Below are 19,317 nucleotides of genomic sequence, written 5' to 3'. Positions count from 1 at the left end.
GCCTAGGCTCGCGGGCATGACGGAGACCGTGCTCGACTACGAGGCGGAAGCGGCGCACTACGACCGGACCCGCGGCGGGGTGCCCCGCGCCGAGGCGGCCGCCGAGGCCGTCCTGCGACTCGTCCCGCCCGCCGCCCGCACCCTGCTCGACCTCGCCTGCGGCACCGGACTCGTCACCGAACGCCTCGCCCGGCCCGGCCTGCGCGTCTACGGCGCCGACGCCGCCCACGCCATGGCGCGGACCGCCGCCGGCCGGACGCCCGGCCGCGCCGTACGCGCCGACGCCCGGCGGCTGCCGCTGCCCGACGCCTCCCTGGACGCCGTCGCGGCCGTCTGGTTGCTGCACCTCGTCCCCTTCGCGGCGGACGTCGTCGCCGAGGCGGCCCGGGTGCTGCGCCCCGGCGGAGTCCTCGTCGTCACCGTCGACAAGGACTCCGCCCACGACGTCGGCAGCGACATCGACGCCGTCCTCCGCCCGTACCGCGCGGCCGACGCGGCCTCCGACCGCGCCGACCTGATCACCGGGTACGCGGCCGCCCACGGCCTCGACCCGGCCCCCGGCACCCGCTTCACCGGCCACGGCCAGGGCAGCACCCCGCGCGACACCGCCCGGAAGCTGCGCGCCGGGTACTTCGCCTCCTGGTTCACCGGAGACCCGGCGACCACCGGGACGCTCGCCGCCGCCCTGGCCGCCCTCCCGGACCAGGACCGCCCCCGAGCCGACCCCCGTTACCGGCTCGCGAGCTTCGTCAGGCGCGGCTGAACTCCATCACCCAGTTCGTCACCCACGCGTCGGTGCTCCCGGCCGCGAAGGCCTGTTCCCAGCGGGCCGTGCGGGTGCTGATCCCCGACCACCGGAACCGCACCCGCACCGGCTGCCCGGCGTAACCGTCGGCGCCGTGGAACTCGCCCGTCCCGTCGGCCGCGAACCGGCCCCGCACCGGGGGATCCAGCCTGCCCGTGAGGCTGTTGGACCAGTTCAGCGTCCACTCGCCGGTCTCCGGCTCGTACAGCCGCAGCGTCAGCCCGCTGAAGCCCTTCGACGGGAACACGATCTCGTCGACGTGCGCGCGGCCGTCCCGGAACAGCCGTCCCGTCGTGTGCCCGTCGAACTCCTCCCAGCCGCTGTCCGGATCGAGGAAGTCGGCGAGCCGCCGGTTGCGGACGGTCCACTCGCCGTCGAGGAAGTCGAAGCCGCGGTGCGTCACCGGCCCGCCCCCGTCCCCGTCGTGCCCGGGCGCAGCGCGTCCCCGAGGTAACCGGCCAGGTCCGGTGCCTCCGGCGCCAGCACGTGCCGTATCCAGGCGCTCCGTTCGTGTTCGAGCGGCGCGAGCTCCCACACGCAGCCGATCCACGGCCGGTCGGTCCGGACGAAGCGCGCCGGATCGGTGTCGGGGCAGTCCAGGGCGGGCTGCCCCGCGGCCCCGCCGCCGAAATGGAGCACGTTGTCCCACACCCAGCTGTACGCGTTGAGGTACGCGCCGCTGTCGCCGCCCCGGTGCAGCACCACGAAGCCCGCCGCCGGGGCGCCGTCCGGCTCCGGCAGCAGCTCCGGAAGCAGCGCGTACGCCGCCTTCTCCACCTCCGGCTCGACGCCCGCCGGGTCCGCGGTGACGTGGTAGCGCTTGAGGTGCCGCCCGGCGATCTCCACCGGCGGTAGCACGAAGAGGTTCTTCTCTGCGAAAGCCATGACTGGACCGTAAGGACCCTCCACTGACACCGTGTGTCAGTGAAGTCCGGCCGACTCGTCTCGCTCCTCCTGCTGCTCCAGACCCGCGGTCCGATGACGGCCGCCCGCCTCGCCGGGGAACTGGAGGTCTCCGTCCGCACCGTCTACCGCGACGTGGAGGCGCTCCAGGCCGCCGGAGTGCCGCTGTACGGCGACGCCGGGCACCGCGGCGGCTACCGGCTGCTCCCCGGGTACCGGCACCGCCTCGCCGAGCTGTACGCCCGGGAGGCCGAGGCGCTCGTCCTCGCCGGCCTGCCCGTCGCCGCCGACGAACTCGGGCTCGGCCCGCACTTCGCGGACGCCCAGCTGAAGCTGCGGGCGGCGCTGCCCGCGCCGCTGCGCGCACACGTCGACCGGCTGCGGGCCCGCTTCCACATCGACGCCCCGGGCTGGTACGCCGAGTCCACCGAGGCCCCGTTCCTGCCCGAGGTCGCCGACGCGGTCCGTGCCGGGCGGGTCCTGGACGTCCGCTACCGGCGCTGGAAGGAGCCCACGGACGTCGACCGGCGCCTGGAGCCGTACGGACTCGTCCTCAAGGCCGGGCGCTGGTACCTGGTCGCCGGGCCCGGCCCGCGCACCTACCGCGTCGACCAGATCCTCGCCCTCGCCGTCACCGACGAGGAGGCGGAGATCCCGGCCGGCTTCGACCTCGCCGCCCATTGGCGGGCGAGTCAGGAGGACTTCCACGGCCGGCTCCACCGGGACGAGGCGGTCGTACGGATCTCCCCGCGCGGGGCCGCCCGCCTCACCGGCGCCGCCGCCCGGGCACTCGCCGCCGGCGGCACCCCCGAGCCCGACGGCTGGACCCGGGCGACCCTCCCCGTCGAATCGCTCGAACACGCCCACGCCACCTTCCTCGGACTCGGCGCGGAGGTGGAGGTCCTCGCGCCCGGGGAGCTCCGCGACCGCGTCGCCGCGACCGTACGGACCCTGTCCGCGCTCTACGCCTGAACGGAGGACCGGGTCCTCAGGCCGCCGGCCCGCCCCAGACGCCCGCCGCGAAGTCGGCGAAGGCGCGCGGCTCGCGGCCCAGGACCCGCTTCACGCCGTCCGTCGCCGAGGCGTTGTGGCCGTCGAGGAGCGTCGCGAACAGCGCCGCGAGCCACTCCGCCTCGGGGACCGGGAGCCCGAACCCGGCGAGCAGTCCGGCGTACTCGCCCTCGGACACCGGCCGGTAGACCACCGGACGGCCCGAGGCGCGGGAGATCTCCGCCGCCACCTCCGCGAAGCCGACCGGCCGGGGGCCCGTCACCTCGTGCACCCGCCCCGCGTGCCCGTCCGCCGTCAGCGTCTCCACGACCACGTCCGCCAGGTCGTCCGCGTCGACGAACGGCTCGGCCGTGTCACCGGCGGGGAAGACGACCGCGCCCTCGGCGACGCCCTCCGCGAGCAGTCCCTCCGAGAAGTTCTGCGCGAAGAACGAGGCCCGCACGACGGCGAGTTCGATCCCGGAGGCCGCCGCCCGCAGGGCCTCCTCCGCCAGGACCGCCGCCGGCTCCCCGCGTCCGGAGAGAAGGGTGAGCCGCCGGACCCCGCCCTCCGCGGCCAGCCGGCCGAAGGCGTCCATCGCCTCGACCGCGCCGGGGGCGGCCAGGTCCGGGTAGTAGGCCACGTACGCGGCGTCCGCGCCCCGCAGCGCCGGGGCCCAGGTCTCCGGGGCCTCCCAGTCGAAGACCGTCGCCCCGCTCCGGGACCCGGCGCGGACCGTCGTGCCGCGGGCGGCCAGCCGCTCGGCCACGCGCCGCCCGGTCTTGCCGGTTGCGCTCGTCACCAGGATCGTCGTGTTCTGAGCGTTCTGAGTGTTCTGCGTGTCCGGCGTGTGGTTCGTCTGCGTCGTCATGGCTCAAGACTCCCGCCCGGAACCCCGCCCGCCCATGCTCCGCCGTCTCGGCTCCCTACGCCTCCGTCTCGGCCCGCCCCGCCGACGACCTACGCTTGCGCCCCATGGACGCACTCGCCGGACTCCTCGACGGGCCACGCGCCAAGGGCGCCTTCCTGCTGCGCATGATCATGGAACCGCCGTGGTCCGTGCGCATCGAGGACGAAGCCCCGATCTGCCTCATGTGCGTCACCGAGGGCGAGGCCTGGATCGTCCCCGACACCGGCGACGCCGTCCTGCTGCGCGCGGGGGACTTCGCCGTCGCCCGCGGCCCCGAGCCGTACACCGTCGCCCACGCCCCCGACGCCCCGCCCCGCGCCAGGATCGGCCCCGACGGCGGCTGCACCACCCTCTCCGGGGAGCCGCTCGCCCAGTCCATGCGCCTCGGCGTCCGCACCTGGGGCAACGCCCCGGACGGCGGCACCACCGTCCTCGTCGGCACCTACCTCATGGACGGCGAGGTCGGCCGCAGGCTCCTCGACGCCCTGCCCGGCCTGGCGCACCTGCCCGCCGACGTGTGGAACCGCCCCCTCATGCCCTTCCTCGACGAGGAGATCTCCCGCGACGAACCCGGCCAGAGCGTCGTCCTCGACCGGCTCCTCGACCTGCTGCTCATCGCCGCCGTCCGCGCCTGGTTCTCCCGGCCGGGGGCCGAGGCCCCCGCCTGGTACCGCGCGATGGCCGATCCGGTGGTCGGCCGGGCGCTCCGGCTGCTCCAGGACGACCCCGCCCACCCGTGGACCGTCGCCTCGCTCGCCGCGAAGTCGGGCGCGTCCCGGGCCGCGCTCGCCCGTCGGTTCACCGAACTCGTCGGCGAGCCCCCGATGGCGTACCTCACCGGCTGGCGGCTCGCGCTCGCCGCCGACCTGCTCCGCGAGACGGACGCCACGGTCGAGTCCGTCGCCCGGCGGGTCGGCTACAGCGGCGCGTTCGCCCTGAGCGCCGCCTTCAAGCGCGTACGGGGCATCAGCCCGCAGGAACACCGGAGCCGCGCCTGAGCGGCCGGGATCTTCTTGCCGGACCGGCAACACTCCTCGCGCTCACGGCCGCCCCGACGCACCCTGGGGCCATGAGTCAGCACCGCGCCTCCCACCCCGGCCACCAGCACGGTCCCCGCCACGACCACGGTCACGGCCCCCACGACGGCACCCACCTCGACTGGAGCGAGATGGCCTCGCTCCTGGAGCGGCAGGCCGAGATCGCGAGCCCCGCGTACGCGGAGGCCGCCGCCTGGCTGGGCACCCTCGTGCCGGTGCAGGGCGTCCGTCGGATCCTCGACGTCGGCAGCGGCCCCGGGGTGGTGACCGGCCTGCTCGCCGAGGCCTTCCCGGCCGCCGAGGCGGTCGCCGTCGACGGCGCCCCCGAACTCCTCGCCCTGGCCCGGACCCGCGCCGAAGCCCGGGGCCTCGGCGCCCGGGTCTCCACCCTGCACGCCGAACTCCCTGAAGGAATCGCGGCCCTGGGGCGGGCCGACCTCGTCTGGGCGGGCAACTCCCTGCACCACATGGGCGACCAGAGCGCCGCGCTCGCCGAGTTCGCCGGCGTCCTGAACCCCGGTGGCCTCGTCGTCCTCGTCGAGGGCGGCCTGCCCCGGCGCCACCTGCCCCGGAACATCGGGATCGGCAGGCCCGGCCTGGAGGCCCGGCTCGACGCCGCCCACACCGCGTGGTTCGGCGAGATGCGCGCCGAACTCCCCGGCTTCGAGGACGAGTCGGACGACTGGCGGGCGCTGCTCGCCGCCGCCGGCCTCACCCCGGCCGGCACCCGCACGTTCCTCGTCGACGTCCCCGCGCCGGTGTCCCCGGCCGTCCGGGAGCTGGTCCTCGCCCACTACGAGCGCCTCAGGGACGGCCTGGCCGCCCGGCTCGACGCCGACGACAAGGAGACGCTCGACCGGCTGCTCGACCCGGCCGACGCGCTGTCCCTGCACCACCGCACGGACCTGTTCCACCTCACCGCCCACACCGTGCACACCGCCCGCAAGGGCTGAGCCGCCCGGCGCCCGGGTACGGCGGGGGTCCCGGCGGACGCCCCGCCCGGCGGGGCGACTGGCACGATGAGCCGGTGACCGATCCCGATCTCGGTACCCTGCTCGACGACCCCGCCCGGGTCCTGCGTCACGACCGCGCCGAGCTCCGCGCCCGTCTCGGCGCCCTGCCCGAGGAGCACGGCGGCGTCGGCCGCGAGGTCCGCTCGTCCGCGACCTGGACTCCTTCGTCCGGTTCCTGGAGGGCGTCCGCCGTCACATGGGCGCCTGCTGGGACCCGTACCCCGGGCAGGAGGGCGTGAAGGACCTCCTCCGGGCGATGGACGCCGTCGACGCCGGGCCCCTCGCCGAGGGCGCGCCCGGCGCGGAGGTCCGGGAACACCTCTTCGCGTCCGTGACCGAACTCGGCGTGCACGGCTACGGAGGGGGCCCGGCGGCCGCACCCGCCGGTGCGGCCGCCGGGCCCCCTCGGGCTCAGGCGCCGACGTTGAACTCCGCCGGGTCCGGGCCGAGTCGGCGGTTCTCGTCGAGGGCGGCGATCGCCGCCAGGTCCTCGGCGTCCAGCTCGAAGCCGAAGACGTCGATGTTCTCGCGGATGCGCGAGGGGGTGACCGACTTCGGGATCACCACGTTCCCCAGCTGGAGGTGCCAGCGCAGCACCACCTGGGCCGGCGTCCGCCCGTGCTTGCGGCCGATCGCGACGATCGCCGGGACGTCCAGGAGGCCCTTGCCGGAGCCGAGCGGCGACCACGCCTCGGTCGCGATGCCGTGCCGGGCGTGCGCGTCGCGCGCCTCCCGCTGGGAGAGCTGCGGGTGCAGCTCGATCTGGTTGACGGCGGGCACGACCGAGGTCTCGCCGATCAGCCGCTCCAGGTGCTCCGGCAGGAAGTTCGAGACGCCGATCGCCTTCGCGCGCCCGTCCGCGTGGATCTTCTCGAACGCGCGGTACGTGTCGACGTACGCGTCCTTCGCGGGCACCGGCCAGTGGATCAGGTAGAGGTCGACGTAGTCGAGCCCCAGCTTGTCGAGGGAGGCGTCGAAGGCGCGCAGCGTCGAGTCGTAGCCCTGCTCGCCGTTCCACAGCTTGGTGGTGACGAACAGTTCCTCGCGGGCGATCCCCGACCCGGCGACGGCACGGCCGGTGCCCCGCTCGTTGTCGTAGATCGCGGCGGTGTCGATGGAGCGGTACCCGGCCTCCAGGGCCGTCGCCACGGCGGCCGTCGCCTCGTCGTCCGGCACCTGCCAGACGCCGAAGCCCAGCTGCGGCATGCGCACGCCGTTGTTCAGGGTGACCGAGGGAACGTTGCTGTCCGTGCTCACGTGGGGTGGGTCCTTACGTCGTCGCCGTTCGTACGGGTCGTACGGGCTCTTCGGTTTTCGGGTGCTCCCAGCGTCAACGATCACCGGCCGTCCCGCATTCCGTCGGCTCCCGTGAGCCGTACAGCGGCCGCGACCTCGGGAGTGCGGCGGCCGCGACCTCAGCCGTACACCGGCCGCGACCTCAGCCGTACAGCGCCGCGACCTCCGCCGCGTACGCCCGCTCGATCGCCTTCCGCTTCAGCTTCAGCGAGGGCGTGAGCAGCCCGTGCTCCTCGCTGAACGGATGCGCCAGGATCCGGAACGTCCGGATCGACTCCGCCTGCGAGACCAGCGTGTTCGCCGCCACGACCCCGCGCCGGATCTCCGTCTCCAGGGCCGGGTCGCGCACCAGCTCGACCGGGGAGAGCGGCGGCCGCCCCTGCACCGCGAGCCAGTGGTTCACCGCCTCCTGGTCGACCGTCACGAGCGCGGCGATGTACGGCCGGTCGTTGCCGACCACGATGCACTGGGCGATCAGCGGGTGCGCCCGCACCCGCTCCTCGAGCGCGGTGGGGGAGACGCTCTTGCCGCCCGAGGTCACCAGGATCTCCTTCTTCCGCCCGGTGATCGTCAGGTAGCCGTCCGCGTCGAGGGCGCCGATGTCCCCGGTGGCCAGCCAGCCGTCGTTGAGGACGGCGGCCGTCGCCTCCGGGGCGTTCAGATAGCCGGAGAAGACCTGGCCGCCGTGCAGCCACACCTCGCCGTCCTCCGCGATGTGGACCGTCGTCCCCGGGACCGGCTGGCCCACGGTGCCGTACTTGATCCGTCCGGGCGGGTTCGCCGTGGCGGCGGCCGAGGACTCGGTGAGCCCGTACCCCTCGAAGACCGTGATGCCCGCGCCCGCGAAGAACAGCCCCTGTCTGCGGTCCATGGCCGAACCGCCCGACATCGCGTGTCGCACCCGCCCGCCCAGGGCCGCGCGCACCTTGGCGTACACCGTCTTCTCGAAGAACTGGTGCTGCACACGCAGCGCCGCCGACGGCCCCGGACCGGTCCCGAAGGTCTTCTGCTCCAGCGCCTCCGCGTAGGCGACGGCCACCTCGACGGCCTTGTCGAAGGGGCCTGCCCTCCCCTCGCTCTCCGCCTTGCGGCGGGCCGCGTGGAAGACCTTCTCGAAGACGTACGGCACGGCCAGGACGAAGCTCGGCCGGAACGCCGCCAGGTCCGGGAGCAGCTCGGCCGCCGCCATCACCGGCTGGTGCCCCAACTTCACCCCGCCGCGGACCGCCGCGACCTCCACCATCCGCCCGAAGACGTGCGCGAGCGGCAGGAACAGCAGCGTCGAGGCCTGCTCGTCGGAACGGGAGCGGAACACCGGCTCCCAGCGGCCCCTCACCATGTCCGTCTCGAACATCAGGTTCGCGTGGGTGATCACACAGCCCTTGGGGGGGCCGGTCGTCCCCGAGGTGTAGATGACGGTCGCGATCGTCTCCGGGGTCACCGCCCGCCGGTGCCGGTGCACGACCTCCTCGTCGATGCCCGCGCCCGCCGCCGTCAGCTCGCCCACCGCGTCCGCGTCCAGCTGCCACAGCCGCCGGAGCCGGGGCAGCCGGTCGATCACCGAGCCGATCGTCATCGCGTGGTCCTCGTGCTCCACCACGCAGGCGGTGACCTCGGCGTCGTGCAGCATCCAGAAGACCTGCTCGGCGGAGGAGGTCGGATAGACCGGCACGGGCTGCGCGCCCAGCGTCCACAGCGCGAAGTCGAAGAGCGTCCACTCGTACCGGGTCCGGGCCATGATCGCGACCCGGTCGCCGAACCGCACGCCCTCCGCGATCAGCCCCTTCGCGAGGCCCACGACCTCGTCCCGGAACCGCTCGGCGGTCACGTCGCGCCACACCCCGTCCGGGCCCTTCCGGCCGAAGGCGATCCGGTGGGGATCGGCGAGGGCGTGGTCGAACACGGCGTCCGCCAGGCCGCCGACCTGAGGCGCCGCCTCGACGGGCGGCACGGTGAACTCGCGCACTGACCTGCTCCTCGACGGCTCGGTGGCTGGAAAAGCCCGTTGTCGCGCTCCGTACGGCGCGGGTGACGGTACCCCACCCGACCGGCCGGGGGGAGGGCCTTCACCAAGCCGGGACATTCCGCGTTCTCACAGGTCAGGGCAGGTGAGGCGGTCAAGTCGGAGGCGGCTCGGGGTGGTTACCGACCAGACGGTACGCCCTCCGGGGGCGAATCTCCACGGAATCTGTACCGGCCGCTCACGCCCCCGCCCCGACGGCGCGCCCGTGGCGCCTTATCGCCGTAGTCGTCCCCGCACCCGCCGCCGCGCCCGCGCCGGGGCCGGCACCCGCCCGCACCGACGGCACGGCAAGCGGTTGCCGCGTGCCCGGCCGCTTCGGTGCCGTCGGTCGCCGCCCGCTCGGCGCGGCCGGTGCCGTCGCTCGCCGTCCGTTCGGTGCGGCCGGTGCCGTCGGTCGCCGTCCGCTCGGCGCGGCCGGTGCCGTCGCTCGCCGTCCGCTCAGCGCGGCCGGTGCAGTCGGTCGCCGCCCGCCAGGATCGCCTCCGCGAGGGCGTCCGCCGCCTCCTGGGTCTCCCCGCCCCGGCGCCCCTTGCGCAGCACGAAACCCACCTCCCCGAGCTCCGGGAGCCCCGCGCGGGCCGGCACCGGGACGAGCCCCGGCGGCACCAGGCCCCGCGTGTGCGCCATCACCCCGAGCCCCGCGCGGGCCGCCGCCACGTTCGCGCTCAGGCTGGAGCTCGTGCACGCGATCCGCCACGCCCGGCCCTGCGCCTCCAGGGCCTCCAGGGCCCGCGCCCGGGTGATCCCCGGCGGCGGGTACAGGATCAGCGGCACCGGACGGTCCGGATCGAGCCGCAGCCCCGGCGCCCCGATCCAGACGAGCGCGTCCTCCCAGACGAGCCGGCCCTCGCTCTCGGCCCCGCGCCGCTTGGCCAGGATCAGGTCGAGACGGCCGGCGGCGAGCCGGGCCTGGAGGGTCCCGGACAGCTCGACCGTCAGCTCCAGGTCGACCTCGGGGTGCTCGCGCCGGAAGGACTCCAGGATCTCCGGCAGGCGGGTCGTCACGAAGTCCTCCGACGCGCCGAACCGCAGCCGCCCGCGCAGCCGCGTCCCGCCGAAGAAGGCCGCCGCCCGCTCGTGCGCCTGGAGGATCGTGCGCGCGAAGCCGAGCATCGCCTCGCCGTCCTCCGTCAGCTCCACGCGGTGCGTGTCCCGGGCGAACAGCGGGCGCCCCGTCGCCTCCTCCAGGCGCCGCACGTGCTGGCTGACGGTCGACTGGCGCAGCCCGAGCCGGCCCGCGGCCCGCGTGAAGCTCAGCGTCTGGGCCACGGCGAGGAAGGTGCGCAGCTGGGTGGGTTCGTACATCCCCCGACGTTATCGCGAACCATGATGACAGTCAGAGCGCTGTACGGGATTCCCGATCACCGGGCCGTGGAGCAGGATGGACGGGCGCGACCCGCCCCCGCAGTGCACAGAGCAGTGGAGCCCATGACCCCCCGCACGACCGCCCCTCCCGCACGCCGCCCCCTCCACCCGCCGTCCTGGCTGCCCGTCGACGGGTACGTCCTCGCGCTGCTCGGCACGGTCGTCCTCGCCGTGCTGCTCCCCGCCTCGGGCACCACCGCGAGCGTCATGAAGGGCACGTCGACCGGGGCCGTCGCCCTGCTCTTCTTCCTCTACGGGGCCCGGCTCTCCACCCGTGAGGCCCTCGACGGCCTCAAGCACTGGCGGCTCCACCTCACCGTCCTCGGCGCCACCTTCCTGCTCTTCCCGCTCCTCGGCCTCGCCGCGCGCGGCCTCGTCCCCGGCGTCCTCACCCCGCAGCTCTACAGCGGCTTCCTCTTCCTCTGCCTGGTGCCGTCCACCATCCAGTCCTCCATCGCGTTCACCTCGATCGCCCGGGGCAACGTGCCCGCCGCGATCTGCGCCGGCTCGTTCTCCTCGCTCGCCGGCATCGTCCTCACCCCGCTGCTCGCGGCGCTGCTCCTCGGCGACAGCGCGGGCGGGCTCTCCGCCGACGCGCTCCTGAAGATCGTGTTCCAGCTGCTCGTGCCGTTCCTGGCCGGGCAGCTCCTGCGCCGCTGGGTCGGAGCCTTCCTCGTCCGCCACAAGAAGGTCCTCGGACAGGTCGACCGGGGCTCGATCCTCCTCGTCGTGTACACCGCCTTCAGCCAGGGCATGACCGCGGGCGTCTGGCGCCTGGTGACCCCCGCGCGGCTCGGCGCGCTGCTCGCCGTCGAGGCCGTGCTCCTCGCGGTGATGCTGGCCGTGACCTGGTACGGGGCCGGGCGCCTCGGCTTCGACCGGGCCGACCAGATCGCGATCCAGTTCGCCGGCTCCAAGAAGAGCCTGGCGGCCGGCCTGCCGATGGCGAGCGTCCTCTTCGGCCCGCAGGCCTCCCTCGCCGTGCTCCCGCTGATGCTCTTCCACCAGATGCAGCTGATGGTCTGCGCGGTCGTCGCCAAGCGCCGCTCCCGCGACCCGGAGCCCGCCGTGGCGTCCCGCCCCGGCCCCGCCGCCACCGCGGGACCCGGACGGGTCCCCGGAATCCCGACGCCGGGCACGTGATGATCATCCGGGCCGCTACGGTGCTCCCATGCCCGCACTCGATCCCGGCAGCACCGCGCTCGTCCTCGTCGACCTGATGGAACGCATCGTCGCGCTGCCCCTCGCCCCCCGTCCCGGCACCGACGTCCTCGCCGCCTCCGCCCGGCTCGCCGACGCCTTCCGGGCCGCCGGCGCGCCCGTCGTCCACATCCGCGTCGAGCGGCCGAACGTCGACGCCCAGCCGCCCGGCAGCGAACTCGTCCCCGACCTCGTCCGGGACGGCGACCCCGTCGTCGTCAAGCGCACCATCGGAGGCTTCCAGGACACCGGACTCCACGAGCTGCTCGCCGGATTCGGCGCCACCACCCTGGTCCTCGGCGGCATCGCCACCAACCTCGGCGTCGAGTCCACCGCGCGCGCCGCCTGCGACCTGGGCTACGACCTCGTCTTCGCGGAGGACGCCATGGCCGCCCTCACCGCCGACGAGCACCGCGCCTCCGTCGACCTCGACTTCCCGCGCCTCGGCACGGTCGCCCCGGTCTCCGCGATCACCCTGGACGGCCCCGAGTGACCCCGGTCCCGATACGGTACGGGGCCCGCCCCTGCTCCCTGGTCGTCTGCCGCGGCTGCTGCTGCGGCGACGCCCGCAAGAACCCCGGCATGGACCACGCGGGCCAGCTGGCCCGCCTCCGGGCGGCCGCCGCGGCCTCCGGCGGCCGGCTGGTCGTCCGCACCAGCGACTGCCTCGGCCCCTGCGCCCAGGCCGACGTCCTCGTCGTGCAGCCCTCCACCGAGGGACGGCGCCGGGGCGGCCGGGCCGCCTGGATCGGCTGGAGCGCGGACGACGACTGCCTCGACGAGGTCCTCGCCTGGACCGAGGCCGGCGGCCCCGGCGTCAGCCCGCCCCCGGCCGCCCTCGCCCTCCAGATGATCGACCCGCCGAAGAACTGACGGGACCGTCAGAGCACGATCCGGTGCTCGCCCGCGTACACGTTCATGTCCGGCCCGCGCAGGAAGCCGACCAGGGTCAGGCCCGTCTCGGCGGCCAGGTCCACGGCGAGCGAGGACGGCGCGGACACCGCGGCGAGCACCGGGATCCCCGCCATCACGGCCTTCTGCGCCAGCTCGAACGAGGCCCGCCCCGACACCAGCAGCACGGCCCGCTCCAGCGGCAGCAGCCCCTCCCGCAGCGCCCGTCCGACCAGCTTGTCCACGGCGTTGTGCCGGCCCACGTCCTCCCGTACGTCGAGCAGCTCGCCGTCCTCCGCGAACAGCGCCGCCGCGTGCAGCCCGCCGGTCGAGTCGAAGACCCGCTGCGCCGCCCGCAGCCGCTCCGGGAGCAGGGACAGCAGCCCGGGGGAGATCCGGAGCGGGGGAGCGTCGGCGATCGGGAAGCGGGCCGTGGTGCGGACCGCGTCCAGGCTGGCCTTGCCGCACAGCCCGCACGAGGACGTCGTGTAGACGTTCCGCTCCAGCGAGACGTCCGGGACCGCCACGCCGGGGGCGAGCTGCACGTCCACCACGTTGTACGTGTTCCGGCCGTCGTCCGTCGCCCCCGCGCAGTACACGATGTTCCGCACGTCCGACGCCGTCGCGAGGACCCCCTCGCTCACCAGGAAACCGGCCGCGAGCGCGAAGTCGTCGCCCGGCGTGCGCATGGTGATCGCGATCGGGCGTCCGTTCAGCCGGATCTCCAGCGGCTCCTCCGCCACCAGGGTGTCGGGCCGCGTGGTGACCGCACCGCCCCGGATCCGCAGGACACGCCGTCGCTCGGTGACCCGTCCCATCGTGACGCACTCGATTCTCTCCGCGGGAAGGCCGGAAGGCCCTGACGGCCCCATTCTCCGCCACGCTCCTCCGTCGAACGCACGTCCGCGGCGGGGCGGGGAGCCGTGCCGGGCCCGGGGCCTTGTCACGGTCGGCCAAGCGGTGCGGGGGAATGTTGGTGGTTTACGTCACCGGTTACCGATCAGTCGCTGGCAAGACTGGGGGATCCTGCCGGACGAACGAACCACCTAGGGGGTCCCGAGTATGACGGGCACTCGCATTGCCGCGCTCGGGCACTACCAGCCCGCCAAGGTGCTGACCAACCACGACCTCGCCGAGCTGGTCGACACGAGCGACGAGTGGATCCTCAGCCGGGTCGGCATCCGCACCCGGCACGTCGCCGGTCCCGACGAGCCGGTCGACGAGCTCGCCGCCCACGCGGCCGGCAAGGCCCTCGCCGCCGCCGGCCTGACCGCCGACGACGTCGACCTCGTCCTCGTCGCCACCTCCACCGCGATCGACCGGTCGCCCAACACGGCCGCCCGCGTCGCCGCCCGCCTCGGCATGGGCTCGCCCGCCACCATGGACCTCAACGTGGTCTGCGCCGGCTTCACCCACGCGCTCGCCACCGCCGACCACGCGGTGCGGGCCGGGGCGGCCCGCCGCGCCCTCGTCATCGGCGCCGACAAGATGACCGAGATCACCGACTGGACCGACCGCACCACCTGCGTCCTCACCGGTGACGGCGCCGGCGCCGCGGTCGTCGAGGCCACCGACACCGACACCGGCGCCATCGGCCCGGTCCTGTGGGGCTCGGTCCCGGAGATGGGCCACGCCGTCCGCATCGAGGGCACCCCGCCCCGCTTCGCCCAGGAGGGCCAGTCCGTCTACCGCTGGGCCACCCAGCAGCTGCCCGCCCTCGCCCGGCAGACCTGCGAGCGTTCCGGCATCGCCCCCGAGGAGCTCGCGGGCGTCGTCCTGCACCAGGCCAACCTGCGGATCATCGAGCCGCTCGCCGCGAAGATCGGCGCCGTCAACGCCGTCGTCGCCCGCGACGTCGTCGACTCCGGCAACACCTCGGCCGCCTCCATCCCGCTCGCCCTCGCCAAGCTGGTCGAACGCGGAGAGCTCCCCTCCGGCGGCAGGGTGCTCCTCTTCGGCTTCGGCGGCAACCTCTCCTACGCCGGACAGGTCGTCCGCGTCCCGTAGGGGGCGTCGCGGCCTCCCGGTCGCCGTGCCCCGTTCGGCGGAGCCCGGTGGCGGCGCGCCGGGGGCGCACCTAGCTTCGATCGCGGTGAGGGTCGTCCCCTTCCGGGCGCGGAACCGATCCGCCCCCGGGCCCTCCCGTGATCTGGAGGACCGCCATGCGCGTGATACGTGCCGCTTCCGCCGCCCTGCTCGGCGCCGTAGCCGTCGTGACGGTCGCGCCCCTGGCGGCGGCCGGCGAGGACGACCACGACATCACGTCGTTCGGCTTCTCCGTCAGCCCCGCGACGATCGCCCCCGGCGGCACCGTCACCCTCACGTCCGAAGGCTGCGAAGTGCCCTCCGTGACGGTCACCTCCACCGTGTTCGAGACCGTGACCCTCAGCGAGGGCCGTCCGGGCACCGCGACCGTGGACCTCGACGCCAAGGCGGGCACCCAGTACGAGATCACCTTCGACTGCAAGGGCGAGCGGGGCACCACCAAGCTCACCATCGACCAGGGCGACACCGGCGGGAGCGCCGGGCACGACACCGGCGGGAACACCGGCACGCACACCGGGGCCCACAAGGGCGTGAAGGCCGGCTACGGCACCGCCGCCTCCGGCGCGGACGCCGACGGGCTCGGCGCCGCCGAACTGGTCACCGGCGCCCTGCTCATCGCCGGAGCGCTCGGCGCCGCCGTCGTGCTGACCCGCCGCCACGCCGACGGCCGCGTCTGACGGCCGGGACCCCGGGGACCCGAAACGGCCCCTCCGCCCCGGTGTGACGAGGACCGGGACGGAGGGGCGCCAACACGCGCGGAACGCGGAGGAGGGCGGAAGTGGGGCCTTCGGACGGTACGGGACGGCGCGGCGCCTGGGGCGCCGTCGCCGTCGCCCTCCTCGTCGGGGTGCACCTCGTGCGCGGCGGCACGGGGGAGTTCGCGGCCGTCGGCCCGCCGCAGCCCCTCGCCGCGGCCGCGCCCGACGGGACACGGGCCGGCCTCGCCGCCCTCGTCCCCGTGGCCGTACCCGCCCCGCTGCCCGCCTCGCCCCCCGTCCGGGTCCGCGCCCCCGCCGTCCGCATCGACGCGCCCGTCACCGCGGTCGGACTCGACCCCGACGGCTGGATCGAGGCGCCGCCGCCCGAGGACGACCGGCTCGCGGGCTGGTTCACCGGGGCGGTCACCCCCGGCGAGCGCGGCACCGCCGTCGTCGTCGGCCATGTCGACACCCCGAACGGCCGGGCCGTCTTCTACGACCTCGGCGCCCTCGGCAAGGGCCACCGCGTGGAGGTCGTCCGGCGGGACGGCAGGACCCTCGTCTTCGCCGTGTACGGCGTGGAGGTCGTCCCCAAGGAGGGCTTCCCCGCCGAGCGGGTCTACGCGGACGCGGGCGCCCCCGAACTGCGGCTGATCACCTGCGGCGGCGCCTTCACCGAGGAGGGCGGCTACGCGGGCAACGTGGTGGTCTCGGCCCGCCTGGTCGAGGTCCGCTGACCGCGTCCCCGACCTGACGGACTTCCGCCGAAGGATTGGCCTGGACCGCGTCACGGTCGTCAGTGTGGCCCCACGGAGCCGGCGTCGGGGGGCGTCGGGCTCCCCGCCCGGCACCGGCTGACCACGGGAAACGCTGGTGAAAGGCGCCCGGAACCCCTGGTAGAGTTGTCTCTGTCGCCGCGGGGGAAACCCCGGAACGACAATCACCCCGTCCGGGTGGCGGAATGGCAGACGCGCTAGCTTGAGGTGCTAGTGCCCTTTATCGGGCGTGGGGGTTCAAGTCCCCCCTCGGACACCACGCGGAAGTGCCGGTCGATCTCGTATCGACCGGCACTTCCGGTTTTCCGTCGCCCTACCGCTTCCGCGCCACCACCAGCCTGCAGCGCGGGCTGCCGTCCTGCCGCCGCCCCAGGGCCTCGACCGGGACGAGGGCGACCTCGAAGCCCGAGTCCTCCAGCCGGGCGCGGACGTCCGCGAGGCGGAAGGTGCGGTAGTACATGACGAACGGCGGCCGCCAGAGGGCGTTCCTGACGCGCATCACCACGTCGAAGCCCCACAGGGCCCAGTAGGGGCGGGAGCCGACCGGTGGTGGCGCGGGGAGCGGGAAGGCGAAGGTGCCGCCCGGGCGCAGGACCGCGTGGACCTGGGCGAAGAGGGCGCGCTGGGCGGCCGGGAGGAAGTGGCCGAAGGCGCCGAAGCTGACCGCCAGGTCGAAGGCCGGGGCGAAGGGGAGGGCCAGGGCGTCGGCGCGGACCAGGTCGGCGTCCGGGTGGGCGTCCCGGGCCCGGGCCAGCATGCCCGTACTGAAGTCGACGCCCGTGATCCGGCCCGCGCGGACCGAGCGGAGGACGCCGAGGCCGGCGCCGGTGCCGCAGCAGACGTCGAGGCCGGGGCCGAAGGGGCCCAGGGGCTCCAGTGCGTCGGCGACCGCGGCGAGGAGACGGTCGGAGGTGCGGAAGGGGGTCGCGTCGAACGTGCCCGCGAGCAGGTCGTAGCCGTGCTCGACCGAGGAGAGGGCCTGGACGGTCAGCTCGCGGAGGCTGGGACCCTGCGGGGTGAACATGGCACCGAGCCTAGGCGGTCACGGTCCGTACGCGTCAGAGCGCGCTGCCCACCGGAGGCGTCGGCCAGGACGGGGTGGTGCCCGTCAGCTGGCAGACGAGGAGGTAGAGGGGGATCGGCGGGGTGTAGGGGGAGGTGCCGTCGGGGTGGTGGATGAGACGCGGGCGGCGGTCCGGGATCTCGGCGCCGGGGGCGTAGCAGGCGGGCAGCGGCCAGGTGAGGTCGTGGTCGGAGCCGGCGGGGACGAGCCACCACCACCAGTCGGAGTCGGCGTAGACGCAGCCCTTGGCGGGGAGGCGGGAGAGGATCCTGAAGCCGAAGCGGGCGGGGACGCCGACGGCGTCGCAGCCGAGGCCGGTGTGGAGTCCGACGGGCACGGAGAGGCGGGTGGCGCCGAGCTCGTACGCGCCCCGGGTGCGGTCACCGGTGCCGAGGAGGGGCTCCGGCGCGCGGCGCGGAACCGGCACGGAGGGGGCCTCGGGGGTCCTGAAGGAGCGCGGGAGCATGCGGATCGCCATGGACCTCAGCACGGCTCCCCCATGCCGTGGGCGAGTTCCGCCCAGACGACCTGCGCCGTGCCGAGCCCGGTGCGGTCGGCGCCCCAGGCGGTGCAGAGCGCGTCGACGATGAGGAGCCCGCGGCCCCGCTCCTCCTCGCCGCAGTCGCGGATCCGGGGGTCGGCGGGGCCGCCCTCGTCCCGCACGGCTATCCGCAGGGTGTCCTCGCCCTCGCGGAGCTCGCAGACGACGCGGTCGCTCGCGGTGTGCACGACGGCGTTGGTGACGAGCTCGGAGACGACGAGGGCGACCGTGTCGCGTATCTCGGGGCCGCAGCCCCAGAGGATGAGCCGCTCCTCCGCGAGCCGGCGGGCCCGGGCGACGGAGCCGGTGAGGGCCGGGAGCTCGAAGGCGAAGCGGCGGACGGGATCGGCGTGGTGCTGCGGGCGCTGGGCCATGACCCGGGGGGCTCGCGGGCTCATGAGACCTGAGGGCTGCGCGTTACCAGAAGCCACGACCGTTTCCTCACACAGTGGGCAGGACTGCCGTACGGCGCCGTCGCCGTGGCGCGGTGGCGCACGGCGGCAGCGTGTACTGGTTCACCGGAACACTGTCCTCCTGAGTCGGACACTTGGCAAGTGGCACTCTGAAAATTGCAGAGTGCCGTGTTCTCTCTGGCCCGGCTTCGTGGCACACTCGTCGAAACAGCGCGTCGGGGAGGTCTGGGAGTGAGCGAGCCGCGGTCCGCCCCGACGGTGGGACAGGTCGTCCTCGGAAAGCGTCTGCAGGACCTGCGCGAGCGGGCCGGCATGAAGCGGGAAGAGGCCGCGAAGATCCTCCGAGTGGCCCCGGCCACCGTCCGGCGGATGGAGACCGCCGAGGTCGCGCTGAAAATCCCGTACGTGCAGCTCCTGTTGAAGGAGTACGGGATCACGGACTCCGAGGCGGAGGGCTTCGTCGCCCTCGCGGAGGAGGCCAACCTCCCCGGCTGGTGGCAGCGGTTCCACGACGTGCTGCCCGGCTGGTTCTCCATGTACGTCAGCCTGGAGGGGGCGGCCGCCCTCATCCGGGCCTACGAGCCCCAGTTCGTCCCCGGTCTGCTCCAGACCGAGGAGTACGCCCGCGCCATCCTGCGCAGCGGGGCGGTCGGAGTCGGCAGCGATGCCGGCAAGGACGAGGACGCCGAGCGCCATGTGGCCCTGCGGATGGAGCGCCAGTCCCTGCTGACCAGGGACGACGCCCCGAAGCTCTGGGTGATCATGGACGAGACGGTCTTCCGCCGACCGGTCGGTGACGGGCCCGAAGTGATGCGCGACCAGCTCGACCGGCTGCTCGAAGCGTCCGAGCTGCCGAACGTCACCCTGCAGATCGCGGAGTTCGCGTCCGGCCACCACCCCGGCACCTACGGACCGTTCGTCCTCTTCCGCTTCGCCATGCCCGAACTTCCGGACATGGTCTACAGCGAGTACCTGACCGGCGCGGTCTATCTCGACGCGCGTCCCGAGGTGGCGTCCCACCTGGAGGTCATGGACCGCATGGCGGCGCAGGCCGCGACTGCACAACGCACGAAGGAGATTCTCCGGAATCTCCGCAAGGAGCTGTGAATGGATCGCATATACAACGGCATGCCCGCCGCCGAGCTCGGTGCCGAGGGTTGGCACAAGCCCTGGAGCGGCGGGAACGGGGGCAACTGCGTGGAGGCCATGAAGCTGGCCGACGGCAGAGTCGCCGTGCGACAGTCCGCAGACCCTGAAGGACCAGCGCTCATCTACACCCACGGGGAGATCGCCGCTTTCATCCAGGGCGCCAAATCCGGACAGGCCGATTTCCTGCTCACCTGAACC

Annotated in this window: 23 protein-coding genes and 1 tRNA gene; 14 read left to right on the top strand and 10 right to left on the bottom strand. The window is 74.5% G+C overall.

The genetic code is table 11. From position 1 onward, the window contains the following. The first annotated feature begins 16 nt into the window (after positions 1–16). Positions 17–763, top strand: a complete 747-nt coding sequence (locus tag ACZ66Z_RS02260) for a class I SAM-dependent methyltransferase (RefSeq protein WP_469932052.1) — start codon at positions 17–19, stop codon at positions 761–763. Here ACZ66Z_RS02260 and ACZ66Z_RS02255 read toward each other — a convergent pair. Both ACZ66Z_RS02255 and ACZ66Z_RS02250 read right to left on the bottom strand, forming a co-directional pair. Further along, positions 750–1,208, bottom strand: coding sequence for a hypothetical protein (locus ACZ66Z_RS02255; RefSeq protein WP_469932051.1), 459 nt, complete (start codon positions 1,206–1,208; stop codon positions 750–752). The two genes, ACZ66Z_RS02260 and ACZ66Z_RS02255, sit on opposite strands and share 14 nt — an antisense overlap. Further along, entirely contained in the window at positions 1,205–1,690 is a 486-nt protein-coding gene (locus ACZ66Z_RS02250) for a hypothetical protein (RefSeq protein WP_469932050.1), read from the bottom strand. Before ACZ66Z_RS02250 ends, ACZ66Z_RS02255 begins: the two co-directional genes overlap by 4 nt. A 39-nt stretch (positions 1,691–1,729) precedes the next feature. Here ACZ66Z_RS02250 and ACZ66Z_RS02245 point away from each other — a divergent pair, with 39 nt between their 5' ends. After that, complete coding sequence (locus tag ACZ66Z_RS02245; protein ID WP_469932049.1) at positions 1,730–2,680, top strand: helix-turn-helix transcriptional regulator; 951 nt, start codon at positions 1,730–1,732, stop codon at positions 2,678–2,680. 16 nt (positions 2,681–2,696) lie between these two features. On the opposite strand, the gene ACZ66Z_RS02240 is transcribed toward ACZ66Z_RS02245, so the two are convergent. Beyond that, positions 2,697–3,569: a Rossmann-fold NAD(P)-binding domain-containing protein gene (locus ACZ66Z_RS02240; RefSeq protein ID WP_469932048.1), complete on the bottom strand. Its 873-nt coding sequence runs from the start codon at positions 3,567–3,569 to the stop codon at positions 2,697–2,699. Positions 3,570–3,673: 104 nt separating this feature from the next. On the opposite strand from ACZ66Z_RS02240, the gene ACZ66Z_RS02235 reads away from it, so the two are divergent. The 3 genes from ACZ66Z_RS02235 (at position 3,674) to ACZ66Z_RS02225 (ending at position 5,897) form a co-directional block, all read left to right on the top strand. Next, positions 3,674–4,606: an AraC family transcriptional regulator gene (locus ACZ66Z_RS02235; RefSeq protein WP_469932047.1), complete on the top strand. Its 933-nt coding sequence runs from the start codon at positions 3,674–3,676 to the stop codon at positions 4,604–4,606. A 71-nt stretch (positions 4,607–4,677) separates the two neighbouring features. Next, complete coding sequence (locus tag ACZ66Z_RS02230; RefSeq protein WP_469932046.1) at positions 4,678–5,598, top strand: class I SAM-dependent methyltransferase; 921 nt, start codon at positions 4,678–4,680, stop codon at positions 5,596–5,598. 74 nt (positions 5,599–5,672) lie between these two features. Further along, positions 5,673–5,897, top strand: coding sequence for a hypothetical protein (locus ACZ66Z_RS02225; protein WP_469932045.1), 225 nt, complete (start codon positions 5,673–5,675; stop codon positions 5,895–5,897). A 172-nt stretch (positions 5,898–6,069) separates the two neighbouring features. Here ACZ66Z_RS02225 and ACZ66Z_RS02220 read toward each other — a convergent pair whose 3' ends face one another. The 3 genes from ACZ66Z_RS02220 to ACZ66Z_RS02210 all read right to left on the bottom strand — a co-directional run bounded on the left by ACZ66Z_RS02220 (position 6,070) and on the right by ACZ66Z_RS02210 (position 10,282). Beyond that, the gene (locus ACZ66Z_RS02220) at positions 6,070–6,864 is read right to left on the bottom strand and encodes an aldo/keto reductase (protein WP_469932257.1); all 795 of its coding nucleotides are present in this window, start codon (positions 6,862–6,864) and stop codon (positions 6,070–6,072) included. 232 nt (positions 6,865–7,096) lie between these two features. Further along, positions 7,097–8,920 (bottom strand): AMP-dependent synthetase/ligase, encoded by a 1,824-nt coding sequence (locus tag ACZ66Z_RS02215; RefSeq protein WP_469932044.1) that lies wholly within the window; start codon positions 8,918–8,920, stop codon positions 7,097–7,099. Positions 8,921–9,415: 495 nt separating this feature from the next. After that, positions 9,416–10,282 carry a LysR substrate-binding domain-containing protein gene (locus ACZ66Z_RS02210; protein ID WP_469932043.1) on the bottom strand — a complete coding sequence of 289 codons (867 nt, stop codon included), beginning with the start codon at positions 10,280–10,282 and terminating at the stop codon, positions 9,416–9,418. Between the two features lie 123 nt (positions 10,283–10,405). On the opposite strand from ACZ66Z_RS02210, the gene ACZ66Z_RS02205 reads away from it, so the two are divergent. Genes ACZ66Z_RS02205 through ACZ66Z_RS02195 form a run of 3 tightly spaced genes read left to right on the top strand, consistent with a single transcriptional unit; the run spans position 10,406 to position 12,415 of the window. Beyond that, complete coding sequence (locus tag ACZ66Z_RS02205; RefSeq protein ID WP_469932042.1) at positions 10,406–11,485, top strand: bile acid:sodium symporter family protein; 1,080 nt, start codon at positions 10,406–10,408, stop codon at positions 11,483–11,485. A gap of 28 nt (positions 11,486–11,513) precedes the next feature. After that, positions 11,514–12,035: an isochorismatase family protein gene (locus tag ACZ66Z_RS02200; protein ID WP_469932041.1), complete on the top strand. Its 522-nt coding sequence runs from the start codon at positions 11,514–11,516 to the stop codon at positions 12,033–12,035. After that, positions 12,032–12,415: a (2Fe-2S) ferredoxin domain-containing protein gene (locus ACZ66Z_RS02195; protein WP_469932040.1), complete on the top strand. Its 384-nt coding sequence runs from the start codon at positions 12,032–12,034 to the stop codon at positions 12,413–12,415. Before ACZ66Z_RS02200 ends, ACZ66Z_RS02195 begins: the two co-directional genes overlap by 4 nt. An 8-nt stretch (positions 12,416–12,423) precedes the next feature. On the opposite strand, the gene fdhD is transcribed toward ACZ66Z_RS02195, so the two are convergent. After that, positions 12,424–13,251 (bottom strand): formate dehydrogenase accessory sulfurtransferase FdhD, encoded by an 828-nt coding sequence (fdhD, locus tag ACZ66Z_RS02190; RefSeq protein ID WP_469932039.1) that lies wholly within the window; start codon positions 13,249–13,251, stop codon positions 12,424–12,426. Between the two features lie 244 nt (positions 13,252–13,495). Between fdhD and ACZ66Z_RS02185 the strand changes: the two genes are divergently transcribed. The 4 genes from ACZ66Z_RS02185 (at position 13,496) to ACZ66Z_RS02170 (ending at position 16,212) form a co-directional block, all read left to right on the top strand. Further along, a complete protein-coding gene (locus tag ACZ66Z_RS02185) occupies positions 13,496–14,440 on the top strand; it encodes a beta-ketoacyl-ACP synthase III (RefSeq protein WP_469932038.1) in 945 nt (314 codons plus the stop codon). 155 nt (positions 14,441–14,595) lie between these two features. Then, positions 14,596–15,156: a hypothetical protein gene (locus ACZ66Z_RS02180; RefSeq protein ID WP_469932037.1), complete on the top strand. Its 561-nt coding sequence runs from the start codon at positions 14,596–14,598 to the stop codon at positions 15,154–15,156. A 101-nt stretch (positions 15,157–15,257) separates the two neighbouring features. Continuing rightward, a complete protein-coding gene (locus tag ACZ66Z_RS02175) occupies positions 15,258–15,914 on the top strand; it encodes a class F sortase (protein ID WP_469932036.1) in 657 nt (218 codons plus the stop codon). Positions 15,915–16,124: 210 nt separating this feature from the next. Then, positions 16,125–16,212: transfer RNA gene (locus ACZ66Z_RS02170), tRNA-Leu, on the top strand. A gap of 54 nt (positions 16,213–16,266) precedes the next feature. On the opposite strand, the gene ACZ66Z_RS02165 is transcribed toward ACZ66Z_RS02170, so the two are convergent. Genes ACZ66Z_RS02165 through ACZ66Z_RS02155 form a run of 3 tightly spaced genes read right to left on the bottom strand, consistent with a single transcriptional unit; the run spans position 16,267 to position 17,931 of the window. Next, positions 16,267–16,977 (bottom strand): class I SAM-dependent methyltransferase, encoded by a 711-nt coding sequence (locus ACZ66Z_RS02165; RefSeq protein ID WP_469932035.1) that lies wholly within the window; start codon positions 16,975–16,977, stop codon positions 16,267–16,269. A gap of 34 nt (positions 16,978–17,011) precedes the next feature. After that, the gene (locus tag ACZ66Z_RS02160; protein WP_469932034.1) at positions 17,012–17,494 is read right to left on the bottom strand and encodes a hypothetical protein; all 483 of its coding nucleotides are present in this window, start codon (positions 17,492–17,494) and stop codon (positions 17,012–17,014) included. Positions 17,495–17,499: 5 nt separating this feature from the next. Beyond that, on the bottom strand, positions 17,500–17,931 hold the full coding sequence (locus ACZ66Z_RS02155; RefSeq protein WP_469932256.1) for an ATP-binding protein: 432 nt from the start codon (positions 17,929–17,931) through the stop codon (positions 17,500–17,502). Positions 17,932–18,201: 270 nt separating this feature from the next. Between ACZ66Z_RS02155 and ACZ66Z_RS02150 the strand changes: the two genes are divergently transcribed. Then, on the top strand, positions 18,202–19,077 hold the full coding sequence (locus tag ACZ66Z_RS02150; protein ID WP_469932033.1) for a helix-turn-helix domain-containing protein: 876 nt from the start codon (positions 18,202–18,204) through the stop codon (positions 19,075–19,077). After that, the gene (locus tag ACZ66Z_RS02145; RefSeq protein ID WP_015037566.1) at positions 19,078–19,314 is read left to right on the top strand and encodes a DUF397 domain-containing protein; all 237 of its coding nucleotides are present in this window, start codon (positions 19,078–19,080) and stop codon (positions 19,312–19,314) included. Positions 19,315–19,317: the final 3 nt, after the last annotated feature.

It is taken from the genome of Streptomyces sp. NPDC107498 (assembly GCF_055582805.1).
The sequence above is the reverse complement of the archived record's forward strand: the minus strand, read 5'-3'. Positions and strand labels throughout refer to the sequence as shown.

Coding starts and splice junctions, on each gene's coding strand:
- ACZ66Z_RS02260 (WP_469932052.1), top strand. CDS start 17: ATGACGGAGACCGTGCTCGACTACGAGGCGGAAGCGGCGCACTACGAC.
- ACZ66Z_RS02250 (WP_469932050.1), bottom strand. CDS start 1,690: ATGGCTTTCGCAGAGAAGAACCTCTTCGTGCTACCGCCGGTGGAGATC.
- ACZ66Z_RS02240 (WP_469932048.1), bottom strand. CDS start 3,569: ATGACGACGCAGACGAACCACACGCCGGACACGCAGAACACTCAGAAC.
- ACZ66Z_RS02235 (WP_469932047.1), top strand. CDS start 3,674: ATGGACGCACTCGCCGGACTCCTCGACGGGCCACGCGCCAAGGGCGCC.
- ACZ66Z_RS02230 (WP_469932046.1), top strand. CDS start 4,678: ATGAGTCAGCACCGCGCCTCCCACCCCGGCCACCAGCACGGTCCCCGC.
- ACZ66Z_RS02220 (WP_469932257.1), bottom strand. CDS start 6,864: ATGCCGCAGCTGGGCTTCGGCGTCTGGCAGGTGCCGGACGACGAGGCG.
- ACZ66Z_RS02210 (WP_469932043.1), bottom strand. CDS start 10,282: ATGTACGAACCCACCCAGCTGCGCACCTTCCTCGCCGTGGCCCAGACG.
- ACZ66Z_RS02205 (WP_469932042.1), top strand. CDS start 10,406: ATGACCCCCCGCACGACCGCCCCTCCCGCACGCCGCCCCCTCCACCCG.
- ACZ66Z_RS02200 (WP_469932041.1), top strand. CDS start 11,514: ATGCCCGCACTCGATCCCGGCAGCACCGCGCTCGTCCTCGTCGACCTG.
- fdhD (WP_469932039.1), bottom strand. CDS start 13,251: ATGGGACGGGTCACCGAGCGACGGCGTGTCCTGCGGATCCGGGGCGGT.
- ACZ66Z_RS02185 (WP_469932038.1), top strand. CDS start 13,496: ATGACGGGCACTCGCATTGCCGCGCTCGGGCACTACCAGCCCGCCAAG.
- ACZ66Z_RS02180 (WP_469932037.1), top strand. CDS start 14,596: ATGCGCGTGATACGTGCCGCTTCCGCCGCCCTGCTCGGCGCCGTAGCC.
- ACZ66Z_RS02165 (WP_469932035.1), bottom strand. CDS start 16,977: ATGTTCACCCCGCAGGGTCCCAGCCTCCGCGAGCTGACCGTCCAGGCC.
- ACZ66Z_RS02160 (WP_469932034.1), bottom strand. CDS start 17,494: ATGGCGATCCGCATGCTCCCGCGCTCCTTCAGGACCCCCGAGGCCCCC.
- ACZ66Z_RS02155 (WP_469932256.1), bottom strand. CDS start 17,931: ATGGCCCAGCGCCCGCAGCACCACGCCGATCCCGTCCGCCGCTTCGCC.
- ACZ66Z_RS02145 (WP_015037566.1), top strand. CDS start 19,078: ATGGATCGCATATACAACGGCATGCCCGCCGCCGAGCTCGGTGCCGAG.